A 25,512-nucleotide genomic window follows, 5' to 3' on the forward strand; every position below is an offset into this window, starting at 1 on the left:
GGTATTTATTGATACACACGCACATAATCAATTTCCATAGTAGATTGGATAAAATTAGGATTGATTGTACCTCCTAGATTTCCTCCCATTGCAATATTAAGAATAAAGAAAAAATCAGCATTAAAAGGCATACTACTATCAGTTGTCATTACGTAATATTCATCATCATCAACAAAAATTCGAATCGCTCCTCCTTGACTCCATACTAATTTATAAACGTGGAAAATACTAGATGAATTTGTGATTGATGTTTCTAAACCATAACCAGCGTAATTACCATTATTTGACCAATGGCAGGTAGCTAAAACCTTATTTTTATCCCAGCCAGTTTGTTCCATAATATCAATTTCTCCACAGTTAGGCCACCCCACTTGTTCAAAGTTTGCACCTAACATCCAAATAGCTGGCCAAGTACCTTGCGCTGATGGCAATTTTGCACGCACTTCAACCGTGCCATAAGTAAATTCAAATAAATTTTCTGATTTTATCCGTGCAGAAGTGTAACCTCCAGAACCATCACTTCTTGCAATTATTTTAAGCACACCATCTTCAACAATAACATTTTCTGAACTATTTGTATACGTTTGAAGTTCATTATTACCCCAGCCTCCAGCACCAAGATTGTAATTCCAATTTTTAGGATTTGGTGCACCATCTTCAACAAACTCATCTGCCCAAATAGGAGGTGTTCCATTATAAAATGCAACTGCAACTGTTTTACTTATATTTATTGAATTGTTAGCGCTAAAATAGGCGATAACTTTTATTTCATGATTTTCAACTCCTTCAATATCGTTAAATGTATATTGATAAGTACCATTTGTAGTTTCTTGTTCTGATTGATTGTCAATTATAAACCCATATTTTACAGCATTAGTTGCTGTAGCTTTAAAATTTACAACCCCTGATCCATCTCCATAGCTATTGCTATCATTTGCACCTTTAATACTTACATCTAAAGATAAAATTACGTTAGTATCAGTGTCACTATCACCAGAACATGATAATACCAATGTTGACAATGAAAGAGATAGTAAAAAAAATGCGAAAACAGTATATTTTTTCATAAAAAAGTTTTAAAACTAAAAAATAACTTTTATAAGAAAGGGCTGAACTTATCAACCCTTTCTTATCTTATTTAAATTAGTCTATTAATTAAACTATGCTGGTATTAATGTGAACCACCAATTAAAAGATCCATTTCCATCAGTAGATGTTAAAATCATTTCATTAGCAGAACGCATATGAATTCTATACTTATGATCACCACCAATGTAGTATCCCATAAAAGCAGTACCAGTTAGACTTATTGTTTCAGCTCCACCTGGTGCAGTTAAAGTCCAATTTTCCGTATAAGAATCTAGTACATATTGTATAACATCAGCACCTTCTGCTTCTCCACCAGAACCACCTAATTCATTAATTAAAACCTCACGACCAAATACAGTACCATCAGGACCTACATCGTGCGTAAATGTTCCATCAACATTAAACGTATATCTATCATCATACATACCTGTATGAGCCTTTTCACCAGGACCAGCACCATACCATTCTGCCTGAATTGAACCATTTACTGGACCCAATCCGAAATGCTTAGGAGAATCTGATGCAATTTTCCAAGTTCTTGAACTATTTGCATGTAACATTTCCTTTAAATCTGCTGGTGCCTCATAAAGCGCTAAAGCTTGAACTTCAATTGTTTTACTTGTTGAAATTCCTCCTGTACCATAAGCAATTACGGTTACAGCATAGGTATTATTTCCTAATGTAGTAAACGTATGCTCTAGAGCCCCATTCGTTTGAAGTCGTGTAACATTTTGTATAACATAATGAAAAGATGAAGCATTACTTGCAGTAGCTGATAATTTAACTACACCACTACCTAATCCGGGAGCTGCTGTTTCTTCTGCAACACCATCACCATTGGTATCATCCAAATAAGTTACAGATATTTCAATATTAGTAGGAGCTACAAGATCTCCTATTGTAAGGTCATCTTCCTGACAGCCAGTCATTATTGCCAGCGTAAGAAAAATACCTAGTATATATTTTATGTTTTTCATTTTATATAATTTTATTATTAATATTCTCTTACGATTTAATTAGTAAGGGTATAATCATCAAAGTAATATACTGAACCATCTCCAGCAACACCAAAATCAAAGAATACTACAACTCTTACATAATCTGCAGGTGCAGCTCCGCTAAAGTCATATTCTAAAACTTCCCAACCATCTGATGTTGTTGTATTCATATCTACTTCATGTGTGATACTAGCATCAGCATTCTCAATTTTTACTTTCACAACGGCACCAACCTTTTGAGACCATGTTTTTACACTTATTTTATTATAAGTATCCAAATCTAATGTAGTACCTAATTCTCTAGTAACTCCTGCCCATACTTCTGCTCCACTCGTTTTTGTGAATTGAGCAACGCTTGCATTAACAAGTCCTAAGCCGGTAGGTAAATCATCAAGAGTAATAACTCCAGCTGAGGCATTTCCAAAAGGAAGTAATTCTGCTGCTCCCTCAAAGTCTTCAAATACCGTTGGTGGAGTTCCATTATTACTTAACTCTATATTATCGTAATAATATACTGAATCATCTCCTGAAACACCAAAATCAAAAAATACTACAACTCTAACATAATCTGCATCTGCAGCTCCACTAAAGTCATATTTTAAAACTTCCCAAGCATCCGATACTGTTGAATTCATATCAACTTCATGTGTAATACTAGCATCAGCATTCTCAATTTTAACTTTTATTACGGCCCCAACTTTTGGAGACCAAGTTTTTACGCTAATATTACTATATGTAGCAATGTCTAAAGGTGTACCTAGTTCTCTTGTAACTCCTGCCCAAACTTCTGCTCCATTTACTTTATTAAATTGAGCTACATTATCAGTAACTATTCCTAAACCTGAAGGCAAATCATTTAATGTAACAACTTCTGCAGAAGCATTTCCAAAAGGAAGTAATTCTGCTGCTCCTTCAAAATCTTCGACCATTACTTTAGCAAATGCACCTTCTGACAGAAAATCTTGTCTAATGTTATCAATGTAAAAAGTCCAATCTGCACTTCCATCTCCAGATAATCCTATATCAAAAAACAATACTATCTTTTGATATGTTTTAGAAAGGTCAATACCACTAACATCAAAAGTTACTGTTTCCCAAGCACTGTTACCTTGTGTTGTCGCTTCTACTTCGTAGAAAATACCACCATCATCAAGATTTTCTAATTTTAACAATACTTTTCCTCCAGATCTTGGCGACCAAACATCCATTTTAATAGCATTCTTAGTTGAAAAATCTATAGGTGCTGAAAGTGTAATAACATTACCTGCCCATACCTCTGGTGCACCCTTTACAATTTGACCAACTGTACTTGAACTATTACCATCAGTATCTGGGTTGTCTATAACAGCATTAGAAGCTCCTCCAAATCCTTGAAAAACACTTGCATCAAAAATTTCAAAATCAATTGGTAATTCTACCGGTGAAGATATTGTAACAACTTGAGTTAATTCCGAAGATGCAGTTCCCCCACTAAGAGCTACTACTTTTATAGTAAAATCTCCTACACTTGGATATTCAAAACTCACTGAACCATCTGCACTTAGAGGTGTAGGTACTTCAGCATCATTTGATGTGTCAAAATATACTAAAAACGAAGTAGCAAAATCAGCAGTTGCAGATACATTCATAAGAAATGGATTAGCCCCATCTATTGTAGCATTTATTTGTATATTCTCTGGTGCTCTGAATGACACTACTAGATCTTGTGAAACGGCTGTTTTTAAACCAGTAATCCCGGTAGCTTCTATTCCAATTGGATAAGAACCCTCAGCATAGGTATGCTGAACGCTTTCTCCTTGATTAAGGCTTGCAGCATCACTTGAACCATCACCAAAGGTTACACTATAGGATACTCCTCCTTCAGAATTAGGCGTAATTGTTACCAATCCTGTATTGTCTTGTGTTATTAAAAACTGTGCAGATACATTTGCAGGTGCCTGAATGTTATCAACAAAGTTTGCGTCATTAAGATCGTCTGAGCAACTAATAAAGAAGATCAAAGCAAAACTTAAAAAACTTACTATATATTTTAATGTTTTCATATCTGATTATTTAATTTTAATATCCAGGATTATTTTCCCATTGATTTCCTGATAATAATATTTCTTCAACAGGTATTGGGAACAATTCATGTTTTCCTACCTGAAATCCATCAATTTCAGCTCCAGCTCTACCCGTCCTTACTAAATCAAAGAAACGATGACCTTCACCTACTAATTCAACTCGGCGTTCTTTCCAAATAGCAGTAGTTAAATTATTTCCTGTTGTTGTAACATCACTTAACATTGCTCTATTACGAACCTCATTTAAATATCCTTGAGCTCTTGAATCACTGATTCCACCTCTATTCAAAGCTTCTGCAGCCATTAGTAACACATCAGCGTATCTAATCGCTCTATAATTATCTGGATTAGTTAAAGCAGCATCTCCATTATTTAAATCGCCTTGTCTAGCCATTATTTTTCTATTGAAATAACCTGTTTGCTCATAGCCTTGAGTATTATCCCATGACGATCCTGGATTATCTTCAATATATTTTGCCATATCTAAGATAGAATATTCTAAACGAATATCTCCGTCTTCAAATGCATCAACAACTTCTTGAACAGGTACATTAAAACTGTAACCATTATCAAAGAATCCAGTAGAATCAAAAAATCCTCTTGGCCCATTAAAAAATGCTGCATAATTACCTTCAAGACATTGGAAACAACCATAGCTACCTCCATCAACATCTGAATACTGAATTTCGAACACTGATTCTATATTATTTTCATTATAGCGTTCGAACATATCAGGGTATTCTTCTGTAGTTAATAATCTGTGCGGTCCGTTGTTTATTAAATCTTCTAGTACATCTGCAGATTCTGCAAATTTGTCTTGATATAAATAAACTTTTCCTAATAAGGCTTGAGCAGCTCCTTTAGTTACGCGTCCCGTTTCATATCCCGTATAATTTAAATTGTTAGCAGCAAAAATTAAATCTTGCTCAATTAATGCATACACCTCTGATTTAGGAGTTCTAGGAATACTAAACTGATCTCCAAATCGGATTCGTTGATCAACCAACATTGGCACATCACCCCACCATTTTACTAAAATGAAGTTGTAATAAGCTCTTAAAAATCTAGTTTGAGCAATCACATTTGTTTTATTTGAAAAATCAGTTTTATCTTGAAATTCCATAATATAATTACAACGATTTACGGCCTCATACATCCATTGCCACATCGTTCTTAATCCACCGTCACTTTGACCAACTGCAGAATGAATCATATCATCTATTTGCTGAACATAAGGTGAATCTGTTGCGCTTTCTCCTCCACACAATGTATTATCTGAAGCTATCTCTGCAAATTGAACAAATTTAGATGTTGATTGCAAATAATCATAGGCGGCAACTAATGCATCCTGATAATCTTCCTCTGTATTAAAAAAGTCTTCAGAGTTTGGGTCTAATGCATCCACATTTACAAAATCATCACTACAAGAATAGATGACAAAAACCGTAAAGAGGATATAAATAATTTTTAAATTTTTCATAATTCTTGAATTAAAATTTTAAGTTAACACCTAATAATAATGACGCTGCATTTGGGTAAAACCCTTGGTCTATTCCACCACCAATTGGTGCACCTGTTCCTGCTGTTGGATCATACCCACTATACTTAGTTAAAGTAAGTAAGTTGCTCCCTGAAAGATATACACGTAACTTATCAACACTTGAATCTTCTGAATCTGTATTAAAAGTATATCCTAATTGTACGTTTTGTAAACGAACGAATGAACCATCCTCTACATAAAAATCAGAAAACAGCGTACTTGGAGTCGCTCCAGCTGTAACTCTTGGTGCGCTATTAGTTGTTCCTTCTCCAGTCCAGCGATCTAAATAGGAATTAGGCTTATTAACTGATTGTTGGTTACGTTCGTAATTACGAACAATTTCATTTCCTACTGATGCAAAGGCATAAGCAGCAAAATCCCATCGTTTATAATCAACAGAGATATTAAGACCCATTGTAGCAGCTGGTAAAGGATTTCCAAGATCTACTCTATCATCTAAATTTATTACGCCATCTCCATTTTGATCTACAAATCTAAAATCTCCTGGTGCAGTTGCAATATCAGTAACTGCGGCATTGTCTATTTCGTTTTGATTTTGGAAAATACCATCAGTTTCATATCCAACAAAATAACCTAAAGGATATCCTGCTTCCATTCTTGAAATAGCTGGTTGTGAAATTCCAAATCCTCCTCCTTCAAGATATTCACCATCCCCACTTACAGCAACTACTTCATTTTTTATTGCAGTAACGTTGTACTTGATACTAAATTTAAAATCATCATTCAACTCGTCTGAATAACCAATTGCAAATTCAATACCTTCATTTTCTACAATTCCTGCATTTACAAATGGTGCTGCACCTGTACCTAATAATCCAGATATTTGCGGAGACACCAATAAATCTTCAGTTCTTCTTTTAAAGTAATCTGTAGTTATATCAATTTTATTATCTAAAAGTCGTAAATCAAATCCTATATCCAATGTTTTTTGTTTTTCCCATTTAATTTCTGGATTAGAAATTGGACCACTTGCAACTCCAAAATATTCATCTTCTCTATCATTCCCTCCAAAGAAATAAGTTCCTTCACCGGTAAGTAATGATGTAAATCTATAATCACCAATTCTATCATTACCTAATATTCCATAAGAAACTCTCATTTTTAATAATTGGAAAAGATTATTATCACTCATAAAATCTTCATCTGAGATAATCCACCCCACTGATCCTGAAGGGAAATATCCAAACTTGTTACCTGGACCAAATCTTGTAGAACCATCTCTACGTACTACTGCAGATAATAAATATTTACCTTTATAATCATATTGTATTCTTGTAAAATAGGATAGCAATCTAGCATCAAAAGTTGGGTTTCTTCCTAATTCTTCGTAAATATTCTCTGTTTCTAAAGCTTGATCTACAAATGCATTTGCTACATTATTATCTGTAATATCACGACCTATCCATCCAGAAAATAAACCTGTTGTTTTGAAAACTGAAGTACCTAAAAGCACATTAAGTTTATGTTCATCATTAAATGTATTATCATATTTAATGAAACCATCAAAAGTGTAATCTCTAAAAATATTAGCACCTTCAAAAACACTACTTCTAAAAGTATTAAAAACCTTACCAGCACCGTAATTATCAATAGGGTCGAAACTTGTTGAATTTACTTCAGCATAATTAAATTGAATATTAGCCTCAGCCGTAAAATGTTCTAAAAAAGTATATCCTACTCCCGCAAAACCGTTAAATTTCACTACTTTATTTGTATTGTAGGTATTAGCCATTTGAGCTATTGGATTAATTACTTCCGCACCTAATCCATCAGCTAATGAAAACTCTCCATTTCCATCTCTAACAGGAATGTTCGGAGCCATATTCAATGAGTTGAAAAGGACAGATCCTAAAGCGTTTTCTGGCAGATTTTTTTTGTTTGTTATGGTTGCAGTAATTCCAGACTTAAATTTAAAATTCTTTAAGAAATCTAAATTATAACCTAAAGCGGAAGTATATCTTGTAAAATTTGATTTACTACCTCCAACAATACCATCTTGAGTAAGATAAGAAGTACTATAAGAATAAGATGATTTTTCTCTACCTCCTTTTAATGAAAGGTTATGACTTTGAATTGGTGCAGTTTCAAAAACTTCATTTTGCCAATTTGTTCCAACACCTAAATTTGATACATCCGTAAATGGAGGTACACTACCACCTGCAGCAAAAGCTTCATTTACTATTAATGCGTATTCTGTAGCATTAAGCACTGGCATTTTACGAGTTGTTCTCTGAAAACCCATATAAGCATTATATTCAGCAGTTAATGGCATTTCTTTTCGCCCTGTTTTTGTTGTTATTAAAATAACCCCATTCGCAGCTCTCACACCATAAATACCTGCTGTAGCATCTTTTAATATGTTCATACTTTCAATGTCGTTAGGGTTTACTACACTAAGATCCTCAACAACGTTTCCATCTACTAAAATTAAAGGTCTACTGTCTCCGTTTGTCGATACACCTCTAATACTAATGGTTGAACTTCCACCAGGAGAACCTGAATTAGTAGTAACATTTACACCTGCAACTTGTCCTTGCAAAGCTTGCTCAACCTGAGTGGGTTTAAGCTTTTCAATAGTTTCTGCACCAACAACCGTAACGGCTCCTGTAATTTCCTTTTTAGTTTGTGTTCCATACCCAATAACCACTACCTCATCAAGAGATTGTGTGTCATCAGTTAAAACAACTTGTAAAAAATCTGCACTGTTTACAACAACTTCTTTTGTTACAAACCCTAAATATGAGAAAACTAACACTTCCCCATTTTGTACTTCCATAATTGTAAAATTACCATCAAAGTCAGTTGAAACACCTTTGGTGGTATTTTTAACGACTATTGAAACTCCAGGTAAAGGACCTCCACTGGCATCAGTTACAATTCCTTTAACTTCATAATTTTGCGCGTAAGAAAATACGCCGGCAAAACATAAAAAAATTGATAATAAAAATGATTTCATATATGATTGAATTAAGTTTGGATAAATATAAGGTTAAAATTGTGTTAATAGTTAAAATTTAACCTATACAAAAAACATACAAGGTCACAAATAAAAACACAGAGCTATAAATATGCAAGGCTATCGGTTTAATTTTAGGGTTATTTAACATTAACATTTAACCATAAATAAGGCAATATTAAGTACAAGCTATAACGTTATAGTTTTCATTTTGTTGAGGTAATGTTGTAGTAAATATCCGTTTTGTTGTGATATTATTTATTTAAATAGCTAAAATATAAGCTACAAGACTCTTTTTATGAGCTAAACTCATCTTTTTTCGTAAGCGATAACGTTTAATTTCTACGCTTCTAACTGAAATATTTAAAAGTGGCGCAATCTCTTTTGAAGTAAGATTCAATCGTAAATATGCACAAAATCGTAAATCATTTGGTGTTAACTCTGGATGTAATATTTTTATCTTTTTCAAGAAGTCTTTATCCGCATTATTGATTGCTTCTTCTAAAAACTCCCAATCTTTTTTATTATTTATATTTTTATCAATAGCACTTATGGCTTGCTTATTATCTTGAGCTCCTTTTGACGATATTAATTCCTTTTTAATACTATTTAATATTTCATTCTTTTTAATAATACTCATTGTAGAAATTGTTAACTCTCTATTTTTACTTTCAATTTCTTGATTTAATTGTTCATTTTTAATTTTCATTAATCGTTTTTCCGCTTCTAATTGGTTTAGTTCAAATTCACGGTGATTTTTCTCTATTAATAATATTTTTTGCCTTGTGTAATATTTTTTGTAGAAAAAATGAATTAGAATTAATAACAATAAAAATAAGACGAAATAAACAAATATCATTACATAAGATACTACCCAAGGTCTAGAAATTTTAAAAGAGTAGGTTGCAATATTTGTTGATAATTTATTATTAATCTTAGCTTTTACTTTAAAAGTATAATTTCCATAAGGTAAATTTTCAAACGAAACCTCAGAAAAGGTAGACCAACTTGTCCAATCAGTATATATACCTTCTAGTTTATACTGGTAATTTACTTCAGTATACCTATCATATTCGGGAACACTAAAAGAAAAAAATAAATTATGCTCTTTAAATTCAAAAGTGCCATCTACTGTTAGCGGAACACTAATTTTACTTTCATTTATAACTCTTTTATCAACCGAATTTATGTTAACCTCGAAGTCTTTATCTCTAAATTTTTCTAAATCTATAATAATATACCCTCTTAAAGTACCTAATAAGAACTTTTGATCCTCTATATGAGTAATGCTTTCATAGCCAGTAACATTACTTCTTAAAGATGCTGGCAACCATAATTTAGTTACTTGTGGAATATTATTTAATTTTCCTTGAGAAAAATAAACTAAATTGTTGTTCGTAAATCCCCATAAAGTTTGGGTTTGATTGTTAGGTATTAACTTACCAGATATATATTCACCAGCACTAAATAGTTTTTTAGTAAAAACTGAATCTTTCTTAAAAATATCTTCTGAATCATCATACTTGAAAATTCCTTTTTCAGATGTGTAATATAAATTGTTATTGTAAGCCGCTAAACTAGACTTTAGTCCTTTTGGCACAGTATTTTCAGTAGCATAGCTATAAATTTTAGTGAGTGTACTATCAACTTTAATCTTAAACACTCCTTTATATTCATGACTTACTAATATGGTGTTTTTTGAAACCACTTCAAAATATCTACTTGAAATATCAAACCCTTTAATTTTATTTCTAAATTTCCATGTATTATTCTTCTTTTCTAAAACATTTAAGCCATTGTAATTACCTTGCAGTAAAATATTTTTATTGCTTTTAACCTGTTTAATATCCCAAGTTCCCATCAAATCAGATATCAATGAGACTTTATCATTTTTCACGATAAATGTTCCTGAATTATGCCCACAAAATAAGGTGTTATCGAATTCTTTCAATGTCCAAACTTGCCCTTTGGTTCCTTCAATAAACTTAAATTTTTGATTGCTCTCTCTCTTTTTAAAAAATAAACCTTGATTTGTTCCTAAATAAAGATTTCCATTAAAAATAGCTGAAGCATAAATGGTACCTAATTCTCCATTGATGTCATTATAAACACTAAAAGGTGAGTCCAGATTAATTACACTCACTCCATTATCTAAACCTAACCACACATTTTTAGTTGAATCTTCAAAAATCGATAAAACGGTGTTGTTGTTTAATCCATTTTTTTGACTTATTTGATAAAGAATATTACCATTTTCATCTAAATGAAATAAACCATTTGCTATCGTCCCTAAAACAAAACTCCCATCACTCAATTGCAAACTACTATAAACACTGATAGAGTTAATCCTAGTATCAGCATCAATTTTCCATCTGTGCAATTCATCATTTTCCAAATAATAAAACCCTTTATCTTGTGTTTGAAATAGAATTCTTCTGTTTACATAAAAAATATTAACTAATATACTATTTTGTAAAATAGGGTTGTTTGATATTAAAACCTCTTTCCCATTCTCAATTTTATATACACCATCATTCATTTTTTGAAAATAGATACTATCCTCTACTTTAAATATTTTAGGTAATTGAGTATCAGACTTTATTATTTGAAATGATTCATCAATAGTGTTAAAAATATAAATTCGATTTAGTGATTGAAATAATACCCAAGTATCATATTCAATAATATTCCAAAATTCCTCTTCAACTAATCTATCTTCAATTTTAGCACTTAAAGAAAAGTAGTCTAAACTCCCAAACTCATTTTTCTCCCAATATCCAAACTCCATATAACTTCCGGTATAAATGCGAGAATTTATAACACTTACAGACCTAATAATTGTATTGTTTGGTGATGGGTACAACTTCCATTTTGCACCATTAAAAGCAAGTAAACCACTGTTATTAGCAATGTAAATTTGCTGGTCGAAAGATTGAGATATGGACCAATTTTGATTTTCTGCATTATACAGCTTAGGTGAATAATTTTCAATTGGAGGCAATTCTTGGGCTTCAAGAACTGCACAACTCAAAACAATAAAAATGTTTAAATAGGTTTTAAAAAATGTCACTTATAAACTAAATTTAGGATTTATTAAACTAACAAAATAATAGCAGTTCTATAATGTATTTATTTTAAATACTATAAAAATACAGAATAAATTCTAAGGCATGCTTTTTTATGATTGTACACATTTTAATTTATCAATCATTCATCAAACAAATAAAACGTTTTATAAAAAATTAGTTATTTAAATCTGGTTTTCAAATCAACCTAAAATTTGATTTGTATGTTCTTTTGTTTTAACTTTAGTAATTACCTCTTCAATAATTCCATTTTCGTCAATTATAAAAGTAGCTCTATGAATACCATCATATTCACGCCCCATAAACTTTTTTGGACCCCAAACTCCAAAAGCATTAATAACAACTTTGTCTTCATCAGCAAGTAATGGAAAAGGAAGTTCGTTTTTAGTTATAAAATTTTGTTGCCTTTTTGCTGAATCTGCACTCACTCCTAAAATATCAAAACCTTTATTTAGAAAATTCTTATAATTATCTCTTAAGTTACAAGCCTCTGCTGTGCAACCCGGAGTGCTCGCTTTTGGGTAAAAAAATAAAACTAATTTTTTTCCATTATAATCTGAAAGTTTTATTGTATTTCCTTGTTGATCTAATGCTTCAAAATCTGGTGCTTTATCTCCTGTTTTTAATGTTATCATAATTTGTATTTTAGCTTTTTGTAAAGATACTAAAAATGACAAAACAAGAAAAAGTACAATTTGTAATAAATACACTCGAAAAATTATACCCTGAAGTACCAATACCTTTAGATCATATAGACCCTTACACCTTATTAATTGCAGTTTTGCTATCTGCACAAAGTACAGATAAAGGTGTGAATAAAATTACACCTCTTTTATTTGCTAAAGCAGATAACCCATATGATATGGTAAAACTAACAGTGGATGAAATAAGAGAAATAATTAAACCTGCTGGTCTATCCCCTATGAAGTCAAAAGGTATTTATGGATTATCAAAAATACTAATTGAAAAGCACGGAGGAAAAGTACCTAAAAATTTTAAAGACTTAGAAGAATTGCCGTCTGTTGGTCACAAAACAGCAAGTGTTGTAATGAGCCAGGCTTTTGGAGTACCGGCATTCCCTGTTGATACCCATATACATCGATTAATGTATAGATGGAACTTGACAAATGGAAAAAATGTTGCACAAACTGAGAAAGACGCTAAAAGGCTATTCCCCAAAGAATTATGGAATAAACTACATCTTCAAATCATTTTTTATGGTAGAGAATATTCTCCAGCTCGTGGTTGGAACGTGGAAAAAGATATTATTACTAAAACAATTGGGAGAAAATCTGTTTTAAAATGAAAAACCCACTTTTGGTTAAAAGTGGGTTTTAAAAGAACATTAATTCAAATGTAATTCAATATAGTCGTTTTTGTTGGTTTTAACCACTCTTAATTGCTTGGAGTAGTTGAACAAATATTGAATTATTTCGTTTCTAGGTTGCTCCAAAATTGGAGACTTTTCTGAGTAAAGTTTCATCATATATAGTTGTTTTATAATAAATAAACGATGAACTTTTATTTTTATTGCAACCTAACATTAATTGACTAAAATAATATGATGTTTTTCAACTAATTTTCTCAAATTTATAAGTGCATAACGCATCCTACCTAATGCTGTATTAATACTTACGTCTGTATTTTCAGCAATCTCTTTAAAGCTCATGTCTTTATACATGCGCATTATTAATACCTCTTTTTGATCTTCAGGTAATTCTTCAATTAAGCTTTTAACATCTCCTAATATTTGCTCTTTAATTAATTGGTTTTCAACAGATAACATTTCATCACTTAACACATCAAAAATATCAAAATCATCTGTATTATTAAATTTCGGTATTCGCTTAATACGTCTAAAATGATCTATAATTAAATTGTGTGCAATACGCATTACCCAAGGTAAAAACTTACCTTCCTCGTTATACTTTCCTCTTTTCAAGGTATTAATCACCTTAATAAAAGTATCCTGAAAAATATCTTCTGCTATTTCTCTATCTAATATTTTAGAAAGGATGAAACTAAAAATTCGTTGCTTATGACGAACTATTAAAATCTCTAAAGATTTTTCATTTCCTTGTATATAATTGCTGACTAATACGCCATCAGTAGTATGTTTACTTTCCATAATTGTAAATACATTTAGGGGTTAAATGAGTTGTATTTCTTAAAATTTATAAAAAGTAAAATTGTTGAATAGGCGCTTTTATTATAATGAACATCAAATATGAGATGTTTTTTTTAAAAATCCAACTATTTTTTAAAAAAATAAGGTAATTATCTCTTTTTTTTATTCAACATAGCAAATTATAAAAAAATAAATGATGAATTAGGATGTCTAAATTATAAAATTTTGTGATTACATTTGCATTTATTCCCTATTTGGTAAAAATGACAAAAAATATAGCAACACTTAACCCAAAAGAAAATATTATTATTAAGGGGGCTCGACTCCATAATTTAAAGAATATAGATGTTGCTATTCCAAGAAACAAATTGGTAATAATTACAGGTCTTTCTGGCTCTGGAAAATCAAGTTTAGCAATTGATACGCTATTTGCAGAAGGACAACGTAGATATGTAGAAAGCTTGTCGTCATATGCTCGTCAGTTTTTAGGTAGGCTTCATAAGCCTAAAGTTGATTATATTAAGGGAATTGCTCCTGCTATTGCAATTGAACAAAAAGTAAATTCTGTAAATCCGCGATCAACAGTTGGGACTTCCACAGAAATTTACGATTATTTGAAATTATTATTCTCTCGAATTGGAACAACCTTTTCTCCTGTTTCTGGAAAAGAAGTTAAAAAGCATACTGTTACTGATGTTCTTAATTACATTAAAACTTTAGAACTGAATAGCAAGCTTTTATTACTTTCACCTGTTCATATTCTTGAAGAAAGAAGTGTTGTAGATACGTTAAAAATTTTAGCACAACAAGGCTATTCAAGGATTAAATATAAAGGTAAAATTATAAGAATTGAAGAAATAACGACAGAAATAGAACACGATTTCTATTTAGTTGTTGACCGAATTATTTTAAAAGATGATGAAGATTTTTTTAATAGACTGGGAGACGCTATACAAACTGCTTTTTTTGAAGGGAAAGGAAAATGTATACTAGAAGATTTAAAAACAAATAAACAAAGAAGCTTCAATAATAAATTTGAATTAGATGCTATTTCGTTTTTAGAACCAAACACTCATTTATTTAGCTTTAATAATCCGTACGGAGCATGCCCAACTTGCGAAGGCTATGGAAATGTAATTGGAATTGATGAAGATTTGGTAATTCCAAATACATCATTATCCATTTATGAAGATGCTATTTTACCTTGGAAATCAGATTCCTTTTCAGAATTTAAAAATGGTCTTATTAATAATGCCTACAAATTTAACATTCCAATTCATAAGCCTTGGTTTGAGCTTTCTTCAGCTCAAAAAGAGTTAATTTGGAATGGGAATAAATCATTTGAAGGGCTTCATTCTTTTTTCACATATTTAGAAAGCAAAAGTTACAAAATACAATATAGAGTCATGCTTTCACGCTATCGTGGAAAAACAAAATGCACAACTTGTAACGGTAAACGACTTCGTGAAGAAGCTAACAATGTTAAAATTAATAACAAAAGTATAAGTGAATTAGTAGATTTACCATTAGTTGAGTTGGTTGACTTTTTTGATAGTTTAAAATTAAACACGAACCAACAAAATATTGCTAAACGCCTATTAATTGAAATAAAAAATCGGCTACAATTTCTTACCAATGTAGGTTTAAGCTACCTTACATTAAATAGAACTTCAAATACTTTATCAGGTGGTGAAAGCCAACGAATTAACTTAGCCACTTCTTTAGGAAGTAGTTTGGTGGGCTCAATGTATATTTTAGATGAACCTAGTATTGGATTACACCCGAAAGATACAGAACGCTTAATAAAAGTGTTAAAAGATTTACGAGACCTTGGAAATACTGTTATTGTAGTTGAGCACGACGAAGATATTATGAAAGCTGCTGATTTAATTATTGATATTGGCCCAGAAGCAGGAACTTTTGGTGGTGAAATTGTTGCTGAAGGAACTTATAAAGACATTTTAAAATCAAGTTCGTTAACAGCAAAATACTTAAATAAAAAACTAACAATTGAAATACCACAAAAAAGGAGGGTTTCAAAAAATAGTATTGAAATAATTGGCGCTAGAGAACATAACTTAAAAAATATAAATGTAACCTTCCCATTAAATAATTTAACTGTTGTTACAGGAGTATCTGGAAGTGGAAAAAGTACATTAGTTAGTAAAATTTTATATCCTGCAATTCAAAAGAAAATTGGTGGGTATGGAGAAAAAGTTGGTCAATTTACTGAGTTAAAAGGAAATATCTCAGCAATTGAACATATAGAATTTATTAACCAAAATCCAATTGGACGTTCAAGCAGATCAAATCCAGTTACTTATATCAAAGCTTATGATGATATTAGAGCTTTATTTGCTTCAGAAAGATTGTCTAGAATAAGAAATTACCAACCTAAACATTTTTCGTTTAATGTTGAAGGTGGCAGATGTGAAGTTTGCAAAGGTGAAGGGGAAGTGACGATAGAAATGCAATTTATGGCAGACGTTCATTTAGAATGTGAAGTTTGCAAAGGTAAACGATTCAAAAAAGAGGTATTGGAAGTTAAATTTCATGACAAATCTATAAACGACCTATTAAATAGTACTATTGATGATGCAATTGTATTTTTTAAAAAGTATGAAGAAACTAAAATTGCAAAAAAACTACAACCTTTGCAAGATGTTGGATTAGGGTATGTAACTTTAGGACAGTCTTCTTCAACTCTTTCTGGTGGTGAAGCTCAACGTATTAAACTAGCTTCATTTTTAGTAAAAGGCACACGCCAAAGTAAATCACTATTTATTTTTGACGAACCAACAACAGGTTTACATTTTCATGATATAAAAAAATTAATAAACTCGTTCAATGCCTTAATAAAAAATGGTCATTCAATAATTGTAATAGAACATAATATTGAATTAATTAAATGTGCCGATTATATTATTGATCTTGGAAAAGAAGGTGGAAAAAATGGAGGAAACCTTATTTTTCAAGGTACACCTGAAGATCTCGCTAATTGTACAGCCTCATATACTGCACCTTATTTAGTAGAAAAATTAAAATAGTACTGCGTAAAGCTATTCTTCAGTAGATAACGTTTCTAACTTACTTTTAGCAAGAACAAAATCTGGAAATATTTTAACAGCTGCTTCAAAACTTAGCTTTGCCTCTTTATTCTTGTCCAAATTTTGTGCAATAATCCCTTCCAAATAAGCTATGGCAGCTTTTAATTTAACATTTTGATTGTAGTTCTTATTTACTTGAAAAGTAATTTCTACTGTTCCATTATCTGATAATTGATTCGCTTTTTTAACTGAAGCATGAGCCAAATCATATTTTTTCATTGCCAATTGCAACCCTGCCAACTTATATGCATGATAATTATTATTAGTAATAGCCAAGAGAGCCTTGTAAGATTCACTAGCTTTTTCCATAGCGCCCATAGACTCTAGAGAAACCGCTTGCATTTCTAGTAATTCAATATTATTAGGTTTATTTTTTAAAATATCATTGGTTACTAAAAAGCATGAAACATAATTTCTAGCGTTAAAATATAAATATGCTAAACTATCTTTATAAGTACTTTGTGGTCCTTCTAAACTAATAATGGAAAACATACTACTAGCAGCCACAAGCTTATCTCCATAAGCCAAAGCTTGCTTTAACTTTTGTTTTTCAAAAGTTAAAGAATTAGATGTTTGAGCAATTGCAGTCGTTGTAAGTATAAACGCACATATATATACTAATTTTTTCATTTGATATAATCTTATATTTACTTGGCTAAAGTATTACAATAATTTAAAAAAACTTTAAAATATTTGATTTAATAACCTTTTATAAACAAAAAAAGATCTGTAAAACAGACCTTTAATTTTGGGTGGAAGACCGGATTCGAACCGGCGACCCTCGGTACCACAAACCGATGCTCTAACCAACTGAGCTACAACCACCATATTGCGGATGCAAATGTAAAACATTTATGTATTATTACAAACATTTTTTAAATTAAATTATTAAAAGATTTTATTGCTACATACCGCTCTGCTGTAAAGCCTTCTGCATTATCAACACCTATTAGTCTGCCTAAATCTTGTGACCTATATATTATACTGTCTAGAAAGTTTTTAGTCGAAATAGGAGAACTTGGCTCATCACTATTAGGATCATAAAATTGAGAACTATAAGCTTTTACAGATTTTAGCTTAGTTTCTATAAATCCTGATACATCTATAACAAAATCAGGTTCTAAATTTTTCCATTGTATATAATGATAAACTTGCTTTGGTCTCCAAGCTTCTTGCTTTTCACCATCAAATTCCGTTTCTATCTTCATTAATCCTGATAAAAAGCAAGAGTCAGATACTAAATTACTACCCTTTGGGTGATCAATATGTCTATCATCAATTGCATTACAAAGCACAATAGTTGGTTTGTATTTTCGAATAATCTTGATAATTTCAAGCTGATGCTCCTTATCGTTAACAAAAAAACCATCGGAAAAAGCTAAGTTTTCTCTTACAGAAACATTTAAGATTTTGGCAGCGTTTGACGCTTCCATATCTCTGATTTCAGCTGAGCCTCTAGTTCCTAATTCTCCTCTAGTTAAGTCTAGAATTCCAACTTTTTTACCTAAATAAATTTCTTTTGCAATAGTTGCTCCACATCCTAACTCAACGTCATCTGGATGTGCTCCTATTGCCAAAATATCAAGCTTCATAATTGTTATCGTTTAGTAAATTTCCACAAAGATAGTGATTTTTAACATCGATTTTTATTTACAATAACACTCATTAAATTAAGTATTTACAAATCACATTCAAAATTTAAAATACACGTTATTTTAAATAAATGGTAATTTTTTTACCATAAATAGTAATTTTTATTTGTGTATGTAAATATATTTTTTTACTTTAGCCTAAAGAAATTTAAAATTAAACCCTAACTAACCCCTAGAATCATGAAAAAAGTAACCTTAATAATAATTCTTTCGATACTTACTTCTCCCGTTATTTTTTCACAAATTTCAACTGTAGAAAAAAATGCTTTAGTTGATCTTTATAATTCTACAAACGGAGAAAATTGGAATACTACTTGGAATCTAAATGAAGCGCCAAATACATGGTTTGGAGTAACAGTTGAAAACAATAGTGTTACTGAAATAAATTTGAGTATGAATAATTTGAATGGAACTATACCTTCAAGTATTGGAAATTTAAAATCTGTTAAGCATTTAAATTTAGGTTTTAACAAAATTCAAGGAATGATTCCGAACGAAATTACATCAATTGAATCTTTAGAAGTATTAGAATTATTTATGAATCAGCTAGAGGGAACAATTCCAAATTCTATTGGTAATTTAAAAAACCTTAAACAATTAGTACTTTTTAACAATTTAATTACAGGTTACCTTCCTGAGTCAATTTATACTTTAAAAGAATTAGAGATATTACATATTAGTAGTAATAAACTTAAAGGTTTAATTTCATCAAATGTTAAAAATTTAACCAACTTAGAAACTTTGAGTTTATTTGATAATGCAATGTTTGGAAATATTCCTCCAGAAATTGGGGATCTTATTAATTTAAACGAACTTACTTTAGCCAATAATTTATTTGAAGGAGAAGTTCCTAATGAATTAAGTAAACTTAAAAACTTAGAAATACTGTTACTTAATAATAATAGGTTTATTGGTTCTATTAGCCCATCGATTGAAAATATGCCTCAATTATTGAATTTTGAATACACGAACAATTCTTTAGATGTTGGAGCTATAGATGATATTTCATCCCCAACAACATACAAGACTATTTTACCACAATAATTTATAGTTGTTTTAGTTAAACTTTGTTAAATAAAAAGAGACCTTATCGGGTCTCTTTTTATTTAACAAATTATCAAAATTTTAACTAAGTGTTAAAGTTACCTAAAATTTGAATAGTTATATTTGCATCGATTACAAAAAAAATCAACTAAATTAGCCGCCAAAATTTACCTTAAAAAATGAGAAAAATAATATTAATTGTACTTTCTGTTATTTTAATAGCTGGATCAATATTTTTTGCAAAATATCTAATTGATTCAAAAAATAAGCCTAAACAGAAATTAGAAAAAATTGTAAAAACTGTATTTACTGAAGTTGTAACTAATAATACTGTACCATTGGTAATTAGTACAAATGGTAATTTAGTTGCTAAAAATAAAATTGAATTATATGCTGAAGTTCAAGGAGTTTTGCAAAAAACTTCAAAAGATTTCAAGCAAGGTACATCCTACAGTAAAGGTGAAACTATTATTAAAATTAATAGCGACGAGTTTTACGCAAATCTACAAGCTCAAAAAAGCAACTTATTCAATCTTATAACTGCTATCATGCCAGATATTAGATTAGATTATCCTAGTGAATTTGATAAATGGCAAAATTATTTACAAAATTTTGACAATAATGGTGGAACCAACAAACTTCCTGAGTTTGCTTCAGAAAAGGAAAAGTTTTTTATTTCAGGGCGTGGCATAAATACTGCTTATTATAATGTTAAAAATTTAGAAGTTAAATTAAATAAACACAACATTAGAGCACCATTTAATGGAATTTTGACCGAATCTTTAGTTAATCCCGGAACATTAATCAGAGTTGGTCAAAAATTAGGAGAATTTATCAGCCCGTCCGTTTATGAAATAGGTGTTTCTATAAAATCTGAATTTAAAGATTTACTGCAAGTTGGAAAACAAGTGAAATTACATAATTTAGAGAAAACAAAAACTTGGACAGGTAAAGTAATTAGAATAAATGGAAAATTAGATACTGCAACACAAACAATAAAAGCCTTTATTGAAGTAGTGGGAAAAGATTTAAAGGAGGGTCAATATTTGGAAATTGAGTTACAAGCGAAAGCTGAAGAAAATGCCTATGAAGTGCAAAGAAATCTTATTGTTGAAAATTCGAAATTATACATTGTAAAAGATTCTGTGCTCGACTTAATTTCTGTTAATCCTATTTTCGAAAATGAAAATACTGTTATTGTAAAAGGTTTACCAAATGGTACAGTTTTATTATCAAAACCTGTGCCTGGATCATATGCTGGTATGTTAGTAACTATATTTAATGAAAATAAAAAGTAATAATGAAAAAAATAATATCTTATTTTATTAAATTTCCTGTTGCTGTTAACATTTTCATACTTGCCTTTATAGGTTTTGGTTTGGCCGGAGCCTTATCCATGAAGTCTTCCTTTTTTCCATTAGTTGATTCTCAAAATATTTCAATATCGGTGACCTATCCTGGGGCTTCTCCTGAAGAAATGGAAGAAGGTATTGTGTTAAAAATTGAGGATAATTTAAAAGGAATTGTTGGAGTAGACAGAGTAACTTCTGTTTCAAGAGAGAATTCGGCATCCATAAATGTTGAGATTTTTAAAGATAAAAATATAGATGTCGTTTTATCTGATGTCAAAAATGCGGTAGATAGAGTTCCCTCTTTTCCTTCTGGAATGGAGCCTCCTATAATTGCTAAAATAGAAAATATAAGGCCAACCATCAGTTTTTCAATAAGTGGTGACAATATACCTTTGGCTACGCTAAAACAATATGCGAGAAATGTTGAAAATGATTTAAGAGGTATTGAAGGAATTTCGCAAGTAAGTCTATCTGGGTTCCCCGATCAAGAAATAGAGATTGCAGTTCGTGAAAACGATTTACGTGCATTTAATTTATCTTTTACTGAAGTAGCAAATGCTATTAGTAGAACTAATTTACTAATCTCCGGAGGTAATATTAAAACAGCTGATGAAGATTATTTAATTAGAGCCCGCAACAAAAATTATTATGGTATTGAATTAATAAATTTAGTGGTAAGAGCAAATTCTGATGGAACCATCATTAGATTAAATGACATTGCAGATGTTAGAGATACTTGGTCTGAAAACCCTGATAGACAATATTTTAATGGTAAAAAATCTATTGACATCACAGTTAGTAATACCAATAGTGAAGATTTACTTTCAACAGCTGATAGTGTAAAAGAATACATAAGTAAATTTAACGAACAGCACGATAATGTTGAAATAAATATTTCTAGTGATAGCTCTGTTACATTAAATCAACGGACAGAACTACTAATTAATAATGCTGTAATGGGTATTTTACTAGTACTCTTCTTTTTGGCATTATTTTTAAACATTCGTTTAGCATTTTGGGTTGCTTTTGGACTTCCAATTGCATTTTTTGGTATGTTTATTTTTGCTGCTAATTTGGGAGTTACTATTAATGTATTATCCCTTTTTGGGATGATTATAGTAATTGGTATTTTAGTAGATGATGGTATTGTTATTGGAGAAAATATTTATCACCATTTCGAAAAAGGAAAAACGCCTATACAAGCAGCAATTGATGGAACTTTAGAGGTAATACCACCAATAATATCTGCAATTTTAACTACTATTATAGCCTTTTCTACTTTTTATTTTCTTGATGGTAGAATTGGAAACTTTTTTAGTGAAGTTTCTTCAATAGTAATATTAACATTATTAGTTTCATTGATTGAGGCACTAATTATTCTTCCAGCGCATATAGCCCACTCTAAAGCTCTTGAAAAGAAAGAAAAAAAGCGTAATAAATTAAATACCTTCTTTTTTAATGTAAATCAAAAAGCAGAAAAAATATTATTCTACTTCAGAGATACTTATTATAAACCATATTTAATTTTCTTTTTAAAAAACAAAGTACTTGGATTTGCAATTCCAATATCATTACTAATTTTAAGTATTGGGGCCTTAGGTGGTGGTATTGTAAAAACTTCATTCTTCCCTTCTATAGCTAGTGATAGAGTTAGCATTAATTTAAAAATGTTACAAGGAACAAATGAGATGATTACTGATTCTATTATTTCAAAAATTGAAAAAGCAGCGTGGGAAGTAAATGATGAATACACAAAAAAACAGACAGGAAATGTAGCTGTAGTTCAAAATATTATAAAAAGAGTCGGTCCTGGAACATCTAATGCAAGTCTAACTGTAAATCTACTTCCAGGAGAAGCGAGAGATTTTTCATCTCCAGAATTAACTAATGCCATTCGAGAAAAAGTAGGAAAGGTTTATGGTGTTGAAAGTTTAACTTTTGGATCAGGTGGTAATTTCGGTGGTAGCCCTGTTGCTGTTTCATTATTGGGAAATAATATTAAAGAATTAAAAGCTGCTAAAAATGAACTTAAACAAGTATTAATGAATAATGCTGAGTTAAAAGATATTTCAGATAATGATCCTGCCGGTATTAAAGAGGTTCAAATTAAATTAAAGAACAATGCTTACTTGCTTGGTTTAAATTTACAAACTGTAATGAGTCAGGTACGTTCTGGTTTCTTTGGTTTGCAAACACAGAGATTTCAAAGAGGGCAAGATGAAATTAAAGTATGGGTTCGTTATAAAAAAGAAGATCGATCATCTCTGAAAGATTTAAACGATATGTGGATTACCACACCTTTAAATGAAAATGTCCCATTTTCTGAAATAGCTACATATGAAATTGAGCGAGGTGATGTTGCAATAAATCATTTAAGCGGTAAACGAGAAATTCAAATAACGGCCGACATGAAGTCTCCTGGTGAAAGTGCTACAGATATTTTAGAAGATATAAAGTTGAACGTTATGCCAAAAATATCTTCTAAATACCCAACGGTTAGTGCTGCTTATGAAGGTCAAAATAGAGAAGCTCAGAAAACAATTACATCGGTTAAAAAAGTTGGTTTCATAATTTTAGCATTAATCTATTTCGTTATAGCGTTTACATTTAGATCTTATGAACAACCATTGTTGTTAATTTTTCTAATTCCTTTTAGTTTAATTGGAATTATTTGGGGACATTGGATTCATAATTTTCCAATTAATATTTTATCGTGGTTGGGAATTATAGCATTAATTGGAATTATGGTTAATGACGGCTTAGTGCTTATTGAAAAATTTAATGGATACTTAAAACAAGGCCTTAAGTATGACGAAGCTTTAATACAAGCCTCTTTATCAAGGTTTAGAGCAATTCTATTAACTTCTATTACAACTATTGCAGGTTTAGCACCACTTTTAGCTGAGAAAAGCAGACAAGCACAATTTTTAAAACCAATGGCGGTTTCAATATCCTATGGAATTGCAATTGCAACAGTTCTAACCTTAGTTATGCTACCTTTATTACTCTCTGTATCAAACTCTATAAAAGTATTTTTTAAATGGCTTATTACAGGAGAAAAGGTTACAAAAGAAGAAGTTGAAAGAGCAATTATTGAATTAAAAAGTGAGGAAGATGACCTACGTAAATAAAATATTACTACTATTTTTACTAAGTATTTCAACAAGTTTTGCTCAAGAAACTTTGAGTAAAAAAAATGCAATAGATATTGCCTTAGAGAATAATTATGGTATTAAAATAGCCGAAAATAATGTTAAGATTGCTGAAAATAATAGTAGTATTTTGAACAATGGTTATTTGCCTAGAATAACGGCTAATGGAGGAGCAAATGTTAGTTTAAATAATACTGAACTTACTTTTAGAGATGGTGAAATTAATGAAATTAATGGTGCGGAAGCGCAATCATACAGTGCATCTATTGGTTTAGCTTATACCCTATTTGATGGCTTTGGAAGATCTTATAATTTCAAAAGATTAAAAGAAACTTACAATTTATCAAAACTAGAGGCTCAAACAATTATTGAAAATTCAATTTTACAAATTTTCACTGTTTATTATCAAGTAGCTCAGTTAACTGAAGATCGGAAAAATATAGAAGCATCACTGAACATTTCCAAACAACGACTAGAACGTGCAAAATATAGTTTTGATTATGGTCAAAGCACTAAACTAGAGTTGTTAAATGCAGAAGTAGATGTTAATAATGACAGCATTAGATACATTAATTCGCAACGATCACTACTAAATGCTAAACGCGATTTAAATTTATTATTAGGTAGAAGTGTATCTGAAAATTTTATTGTGGATACAAATATTTCATTCAATTTAGCTTTTAACTATGAGAATCTTCTAGAAAAAGCTAAAAAACATAATGTTGAGATTTTAAAAGCGCAAACTAGTATTGAATTAAATAATTACAATCTTAAATTTAATAAATCATTGCTTCTGCCAAGTATTATATTTAGTGGTTCTTATGGTTATAATAAATCCAAAAACGATGCCAGTATATTTATCAATCAATTGTCTAATGGATTAAATACGGGTGTAAATTTAACTTGGAATTTATTTGATGGAGGAACTTCAAAAATACGAATAAGAAATTCTAAAATAACAGCAGATAATTTAGAAGTTCAAAAAGAACAAATAGAAAATGAATTAGAACGTACTATTGCAAATTCTCTTGAAACATACAATAACGCACTATTCATTTTACAAGCAGAAGAAAAAAATGTAGAAACTAATAAAAGAAATTTTTCTAGAACTGAAGAACAATACAAATTAGGTCAAATTACAACTATAGAATTTAGACAAGCGCAAGTAAATTTATTGAATGCTCAGTCTAATTTAAATATAGCAAAATATGATGCAAAAAATGCCGAGTTAATATTATTGCAGCTAACTGGTGATTTACTAAATGTAGAATTTTGATTAGAACAAAATTAAAAACTTAGATAATTGAGATAACGTGACTTTTAT

General features: G+C 30.5%; 17 protein-coding genes and 1 tRNA gene. 6 read left to right on the top strand and 12 right to left on the bottom strand.

Annotation, left to right across the window (positions count from 1 at the left end; all coding sequences use genetic code 11):
- Positions 1-5 precede the first annotated feature (5 nt).
- The 7 genes from HKP59_RS00090 to bcp all read right to left on the bottom strand — a co-directional run bounded on the left by HKP59_RS00090 (position 6) and on the right by bcp (position 12,388).
- On the bottom strand, positions 6-1,067 hold the full coding sequence (locus tag HKP59_RS00090; protein ID WP_291802417.1) for a glycoside hydrolase family 16 protein: 1,062 nt from the start codon (positions 1,065-1,067) through the stop codon (positions 6-8).
- Positions 1,068-1,160: 93 nt separating this feature from the next.
- Positions 1,161-2,066 (bottom strand): glucan endo-1,3-beta-D-glucosidase, encoded by a 906-nt coding sequence (locus HKP59_RS00095; protein ID WP_291802419.1) that lies wholly within the window; start codon positions 2,064-2,066, stop codon positions 1,161-1,163.
- A gap of 35 nt (positions 2,067-2,101) precedes the next feature.
- Positions 2,102-4,129, bottom strand: a complete 2,028-nt coding sequence (locus HKP59_RS00100; protein WP_291802421.1) for a hypothetical protein — start codon at positions 4,127-4,129, stop codon at positions 2,102-2,104.
- Positions 4,130-4,145: 16 nt separating this feature from the next.
- Positions 4,146-5,630, bottom strand: a complete 1,485-nt coding sequence (locus tag HKP59_RS00105; RefSeq protein WP_291802423.1) for a RagB/SusD family nutrient uptake outer membrane protein — start codon at positions 5,628-5,630, stop codon at positions 4,146-4,148.
- Between the two features lie 10 nt (positions 5,631-5,640).
- A complete protein-coding gene (locus HKP59_RS00110) occupies positions 5,641-8,667 on the bottom strand; it encodes a TonB-dependent receptor (RefSeq protein ID WP_291802425.1) in 3,027 nt (1,008 codons plus the stop codon).
- Between the two features lie 262 nt (positions 8,668-8,929).
- Positions 8,930-11,737, bottom strand: a complete 2,808-nt coding sequence (locus HKP59_RS00115; protein ID WP_291802426.1) for a triple tyrosine motif-containing protein — start codon at positions 11,735-11,737, stop codon at positions 8,930-8,932.
- A 198-nt stretch (positions 11,738-11,935) separates the two neighbouring features.
- Positions 11,936-12,388: a thioredoxin-dependent thiol peroxidase gene (bcp, locus tag HKP59_RS00120; RefSeq protein ID WP_291802427.1), complete on the bottom strand. Its 453-nt coding sequence runs from the start codon at positions 12,386-12,388 to the stop codon at positions 11,936-11,938.
- 35 nt (positions 12,389-12,423) lie between these two features.
- Between bcp and nth the strand changes: the two genes are divergently transcribed.
- Positions 12,424-13,059 carry an endonuclease III gene (gene nth / locus HKP59_RS00125; protein WP_291802428.1) on the top strand — a complete coding sequence of 212 codons (636 nt, stop codon included), beginning with the start codon at positions 12,424-12,426 and terminating at the stop codon, positions 13,057-13,059.
- A gap of 39 nt (positions 13,060-13,098) precedes the next feature.
- On the opposite strand, the gene HKP59_RS00130 is transcribed toward nth, so the two are convergent.
- Positions 13,099-13,239 carry a hypothetical protein gene (locus HKP59_RS00130; RefSeq protein WP_291802430.1) on the bottom strand — a complete coding sequence of 47 codons (141 nt, stop codon included), beginning with the start codon at positions 13,237-13,239 and terminating at the stop codon, positions 13,099-13,101.
- Positions 13,240-13,296: 57 nt separating this feature from the next.
- On the bottom strand, positions 13,297-13,881 hold the full coding sequence (locus HKP59_RS00135) for a sigma-70 family RNA polymerase sigma factor (RefSeq protein WP_291802432.1): 585 nt from the start codon (positions 13,879-13,881) through the stop codon (positions 13,297-13,299).
- Positions 13,882-14,144: 263 nt separating this feature from the next.
- Between HKP59_RS00135 and uvrA the strand changes: the two genes are divergently transcribed.
- Complete coding sequence (uvrA, locus tag HKP59_RS00140) at positions 14,145-16,928, top strand: excinuclease ABC subunit UvrA (RefSeq protein WP_291802433.1); 2,784 nt, start codon at positions 14,145-14,147, stop codon at positions 16,926-16,928.
- Between the two features lie 12 nt (positions 16,929-16,940).
- Here the strand turns inward: uvrA and HKP59_RS00145 are convergent, their stop codons facing one another.
- The 3 genes from HKP59_RS00145 to bshB1 form a co-directional block, all read right to left on the bottom strand.
- Complete coding sequence (locus tag HKP59_RS00145) at positions 16,941-17,618, bottom strand: hypothetical protein (protein WP_291802435.1); 678 nt, start codon at positions 17,616-17,618, stop codon at positions 16,941-16,943.
- Between the two features lie 120 nt (positions 17,619-17,738).
- Positions 17,739-17,814 (bottom strand) — tRNA-His (locus HKP59_RS00150).
- A gap of 49 nt (positions 17,815-17,863) precedes the next feature.
- Entirely contained in the window at positions 17,864-18,580 is a 717-nt protein-coding gene (bshB1, locus tag HKP59_RS00155) for a bacillithiol biosynthesis deacetylase BshB1 (protein ID WP_291802436.1), read from the bottom strand.
- A 240-nt stretch (positions 18,581-18,820) separates the two neighbouring features.
- Here bshB1 and HKP59_RS00160 point away from each other — a divergent pair, with 240 nt between their 5' ends.
- From HKP59_RS00160 to HKP59_RS00175, 4 genes are all read left to right on the top strand, one after another.
- Positions 18,821-19,684, top strand: a complete 864-nt coding sequence (locus tag HKP59_RS00160; RefSeq protein ID WP_291802437.1) for a Two component regulator three Y domain protein — start codon at positions 18,821-18,823, stop codon at positions 19,682-19,684.
- A gap of 179 nt (positions 19,685-19,863) precedes the next feature.
- Positions 19,864-20,982, top strand: coding sequence for an HlyD family efflux transporter periplasmic adaptor subunit (locus HKP59_RS00165; protein WP_291802438.1), 1,119 nt, complete (start codon positions 19,864-19,866; stop codon positions 20,980-20,982).
- 2 nt (positions 20,983-20,984) lie between these two features.
- Positions 20,985-24,167 (top strand): efflux RND transporter permease subunit, encoded by a 3,183-nt coding sequence (locus HKP59_RS00170; protein WP_291802439.1) that lies wholly within the window; start codon positions 20,985-20,987, stop codon positions 24,165-24,167.
- Positions 24,151-25,464 carry a TolC family protein gene (locus HKP59_RS00175; protein WP_291802440.1) on the top strand — a complete coding sequence of 438 codons (1,314 nt, stop codon included), beginning with the start codon at positions 24,151-24,153 and terminating at the stop codon, positions 25,462-25,464. Before HKP59_RS00170 ends, HKP59_RS00175 begins: the two co-directional genes overlap by 17 nt.
- Positions 25,465-25,512 lie beyond the last annotated feature (48 nt).

The organism is Lutibacter sp., assembly GCF_013041805.1.
Taxonomy (GTDB): Bacteria; Bacteroidota; Bacteroidia; order Flavobacteriales; family Flavobacteriaceae; genus Lutibacter.

What these genes read in the sequence shown, in the direction of transcription:
- HKP59_RS00090 (WP_291802417.1), bottom strand. Translation starts at nt 1,067, where the DNA reads ATGAAAAAATATACTGTTTTCGCATTTTTTTTACTATCTCTTTCATTG.
- HKP59_RS00095 (WP_291802419.1), bottom strand. Translation starts at nt 2,066, where the DNA reads ATGAAAAACATAAAATATATACTAGGTATTTTTCTTACGCTGGCAATA.
- HKP59_RS00100 (WP_291802421.1), bottom strand. Translation starts at nt 4,129, where the DNA reads ATGAAAACATTAAAATATATAGTAAGTTTTTTAAGTTTTGCTTTGATC.
- HKP59_RS00105 (WP_291802423.1), bottom strand. Translation starts at nt 5,630, where the DNA reads ATGAAAAATTTAAAAATTATTTATATCCTCTTTACGGTTTTTGTCATC.
- HKP59_RS00110 (WP_291802425.1), bottom strand. Translation starts at nt 8,667, where the DNA reads ATGAAATCATTTTTATTATCAATTTTTTTATGTTTTGCCGGCGTATTT.
- bcp (WP_291802427.1), bottom strand. Translation starts at nt 12,388, where the DNA reads ATGATAACATTAAAAACAGGAGATAAAGCACCAGATTTTGAAGCATTA.
- nth (WP_291802428.1), top strand. Translation starts at nt 12,424, where the DNA reads ATGACAAAACAAGAAAAAGTACAATTTGTAATAAATACACTCGAAAAA.
- HKP59_RS00130 (WP_291802430.1), bottom strand. Translation starts at nt 13,239, where the DNA reads ATGATGAAACTTTACTCAGAAAAGTCTCCAATTTTGGAGCAACCTAGA.
- HKP59_RS00135 (WP_291802432.1), bottom strand. Translation starts at nt 13,881, where the DNA reads ATGGAAAGTAAACATACTACTGATGGCGTATTAGTCAGCAATTATATA.
- uvrA (WP_291802433.1), top strand. Translation starts at nt 14,145, where the DNA reads ATGACAAAAAATATAGCAACACTTAACCCAAAAGAAAATATTATTATT.
- HKP59_RS00145 (WP_291802435.1), bottom strand. Translation starts at nt 17,618, where the DNA reads ATGAAAAAATTAGTATATATATGTGCGTTTATACTTACAACGACTGCA.
- bshB1 (WP_291802436.1), bottom strand. Translation starts at nt 18,580, where the DNA reads ATGAAGCTTGATATTTTGGCAATAGGAGCACATCCAGATGACGTTGAG.
- HKP59_RS00160 (WP_291802437.1), top strand. Translation starts at nt 18,821, where the DNA reads ATGAAAAAAGTAACCTTAATAATAATTCTTTCGATACTTACTTCTCCC.
- HKP59_RS00165 (WP_291802438.1), top strand. Translation starts at nt 19,864, where the DNA reads ATGAGAAAAATAATATTAATTGTACTTTCTGTTATTTTAATAGCTGGA.
- HKP59_RS00170 (WP_291802439.1), top strand. Translation starts at nt 20,985, where the DNA reads ATGAAAAAAATAATATCTTATTTTATTAAATTTCCTGTTGCTGTTAAC.
- HKP59_RS00175 (WP_291802440.1), top strand. Translation starts at nt 24,151, where the DNA reads ATGACCTACGTAAATAAAATATTACTACTATTTTTACTAAGTATTTCA.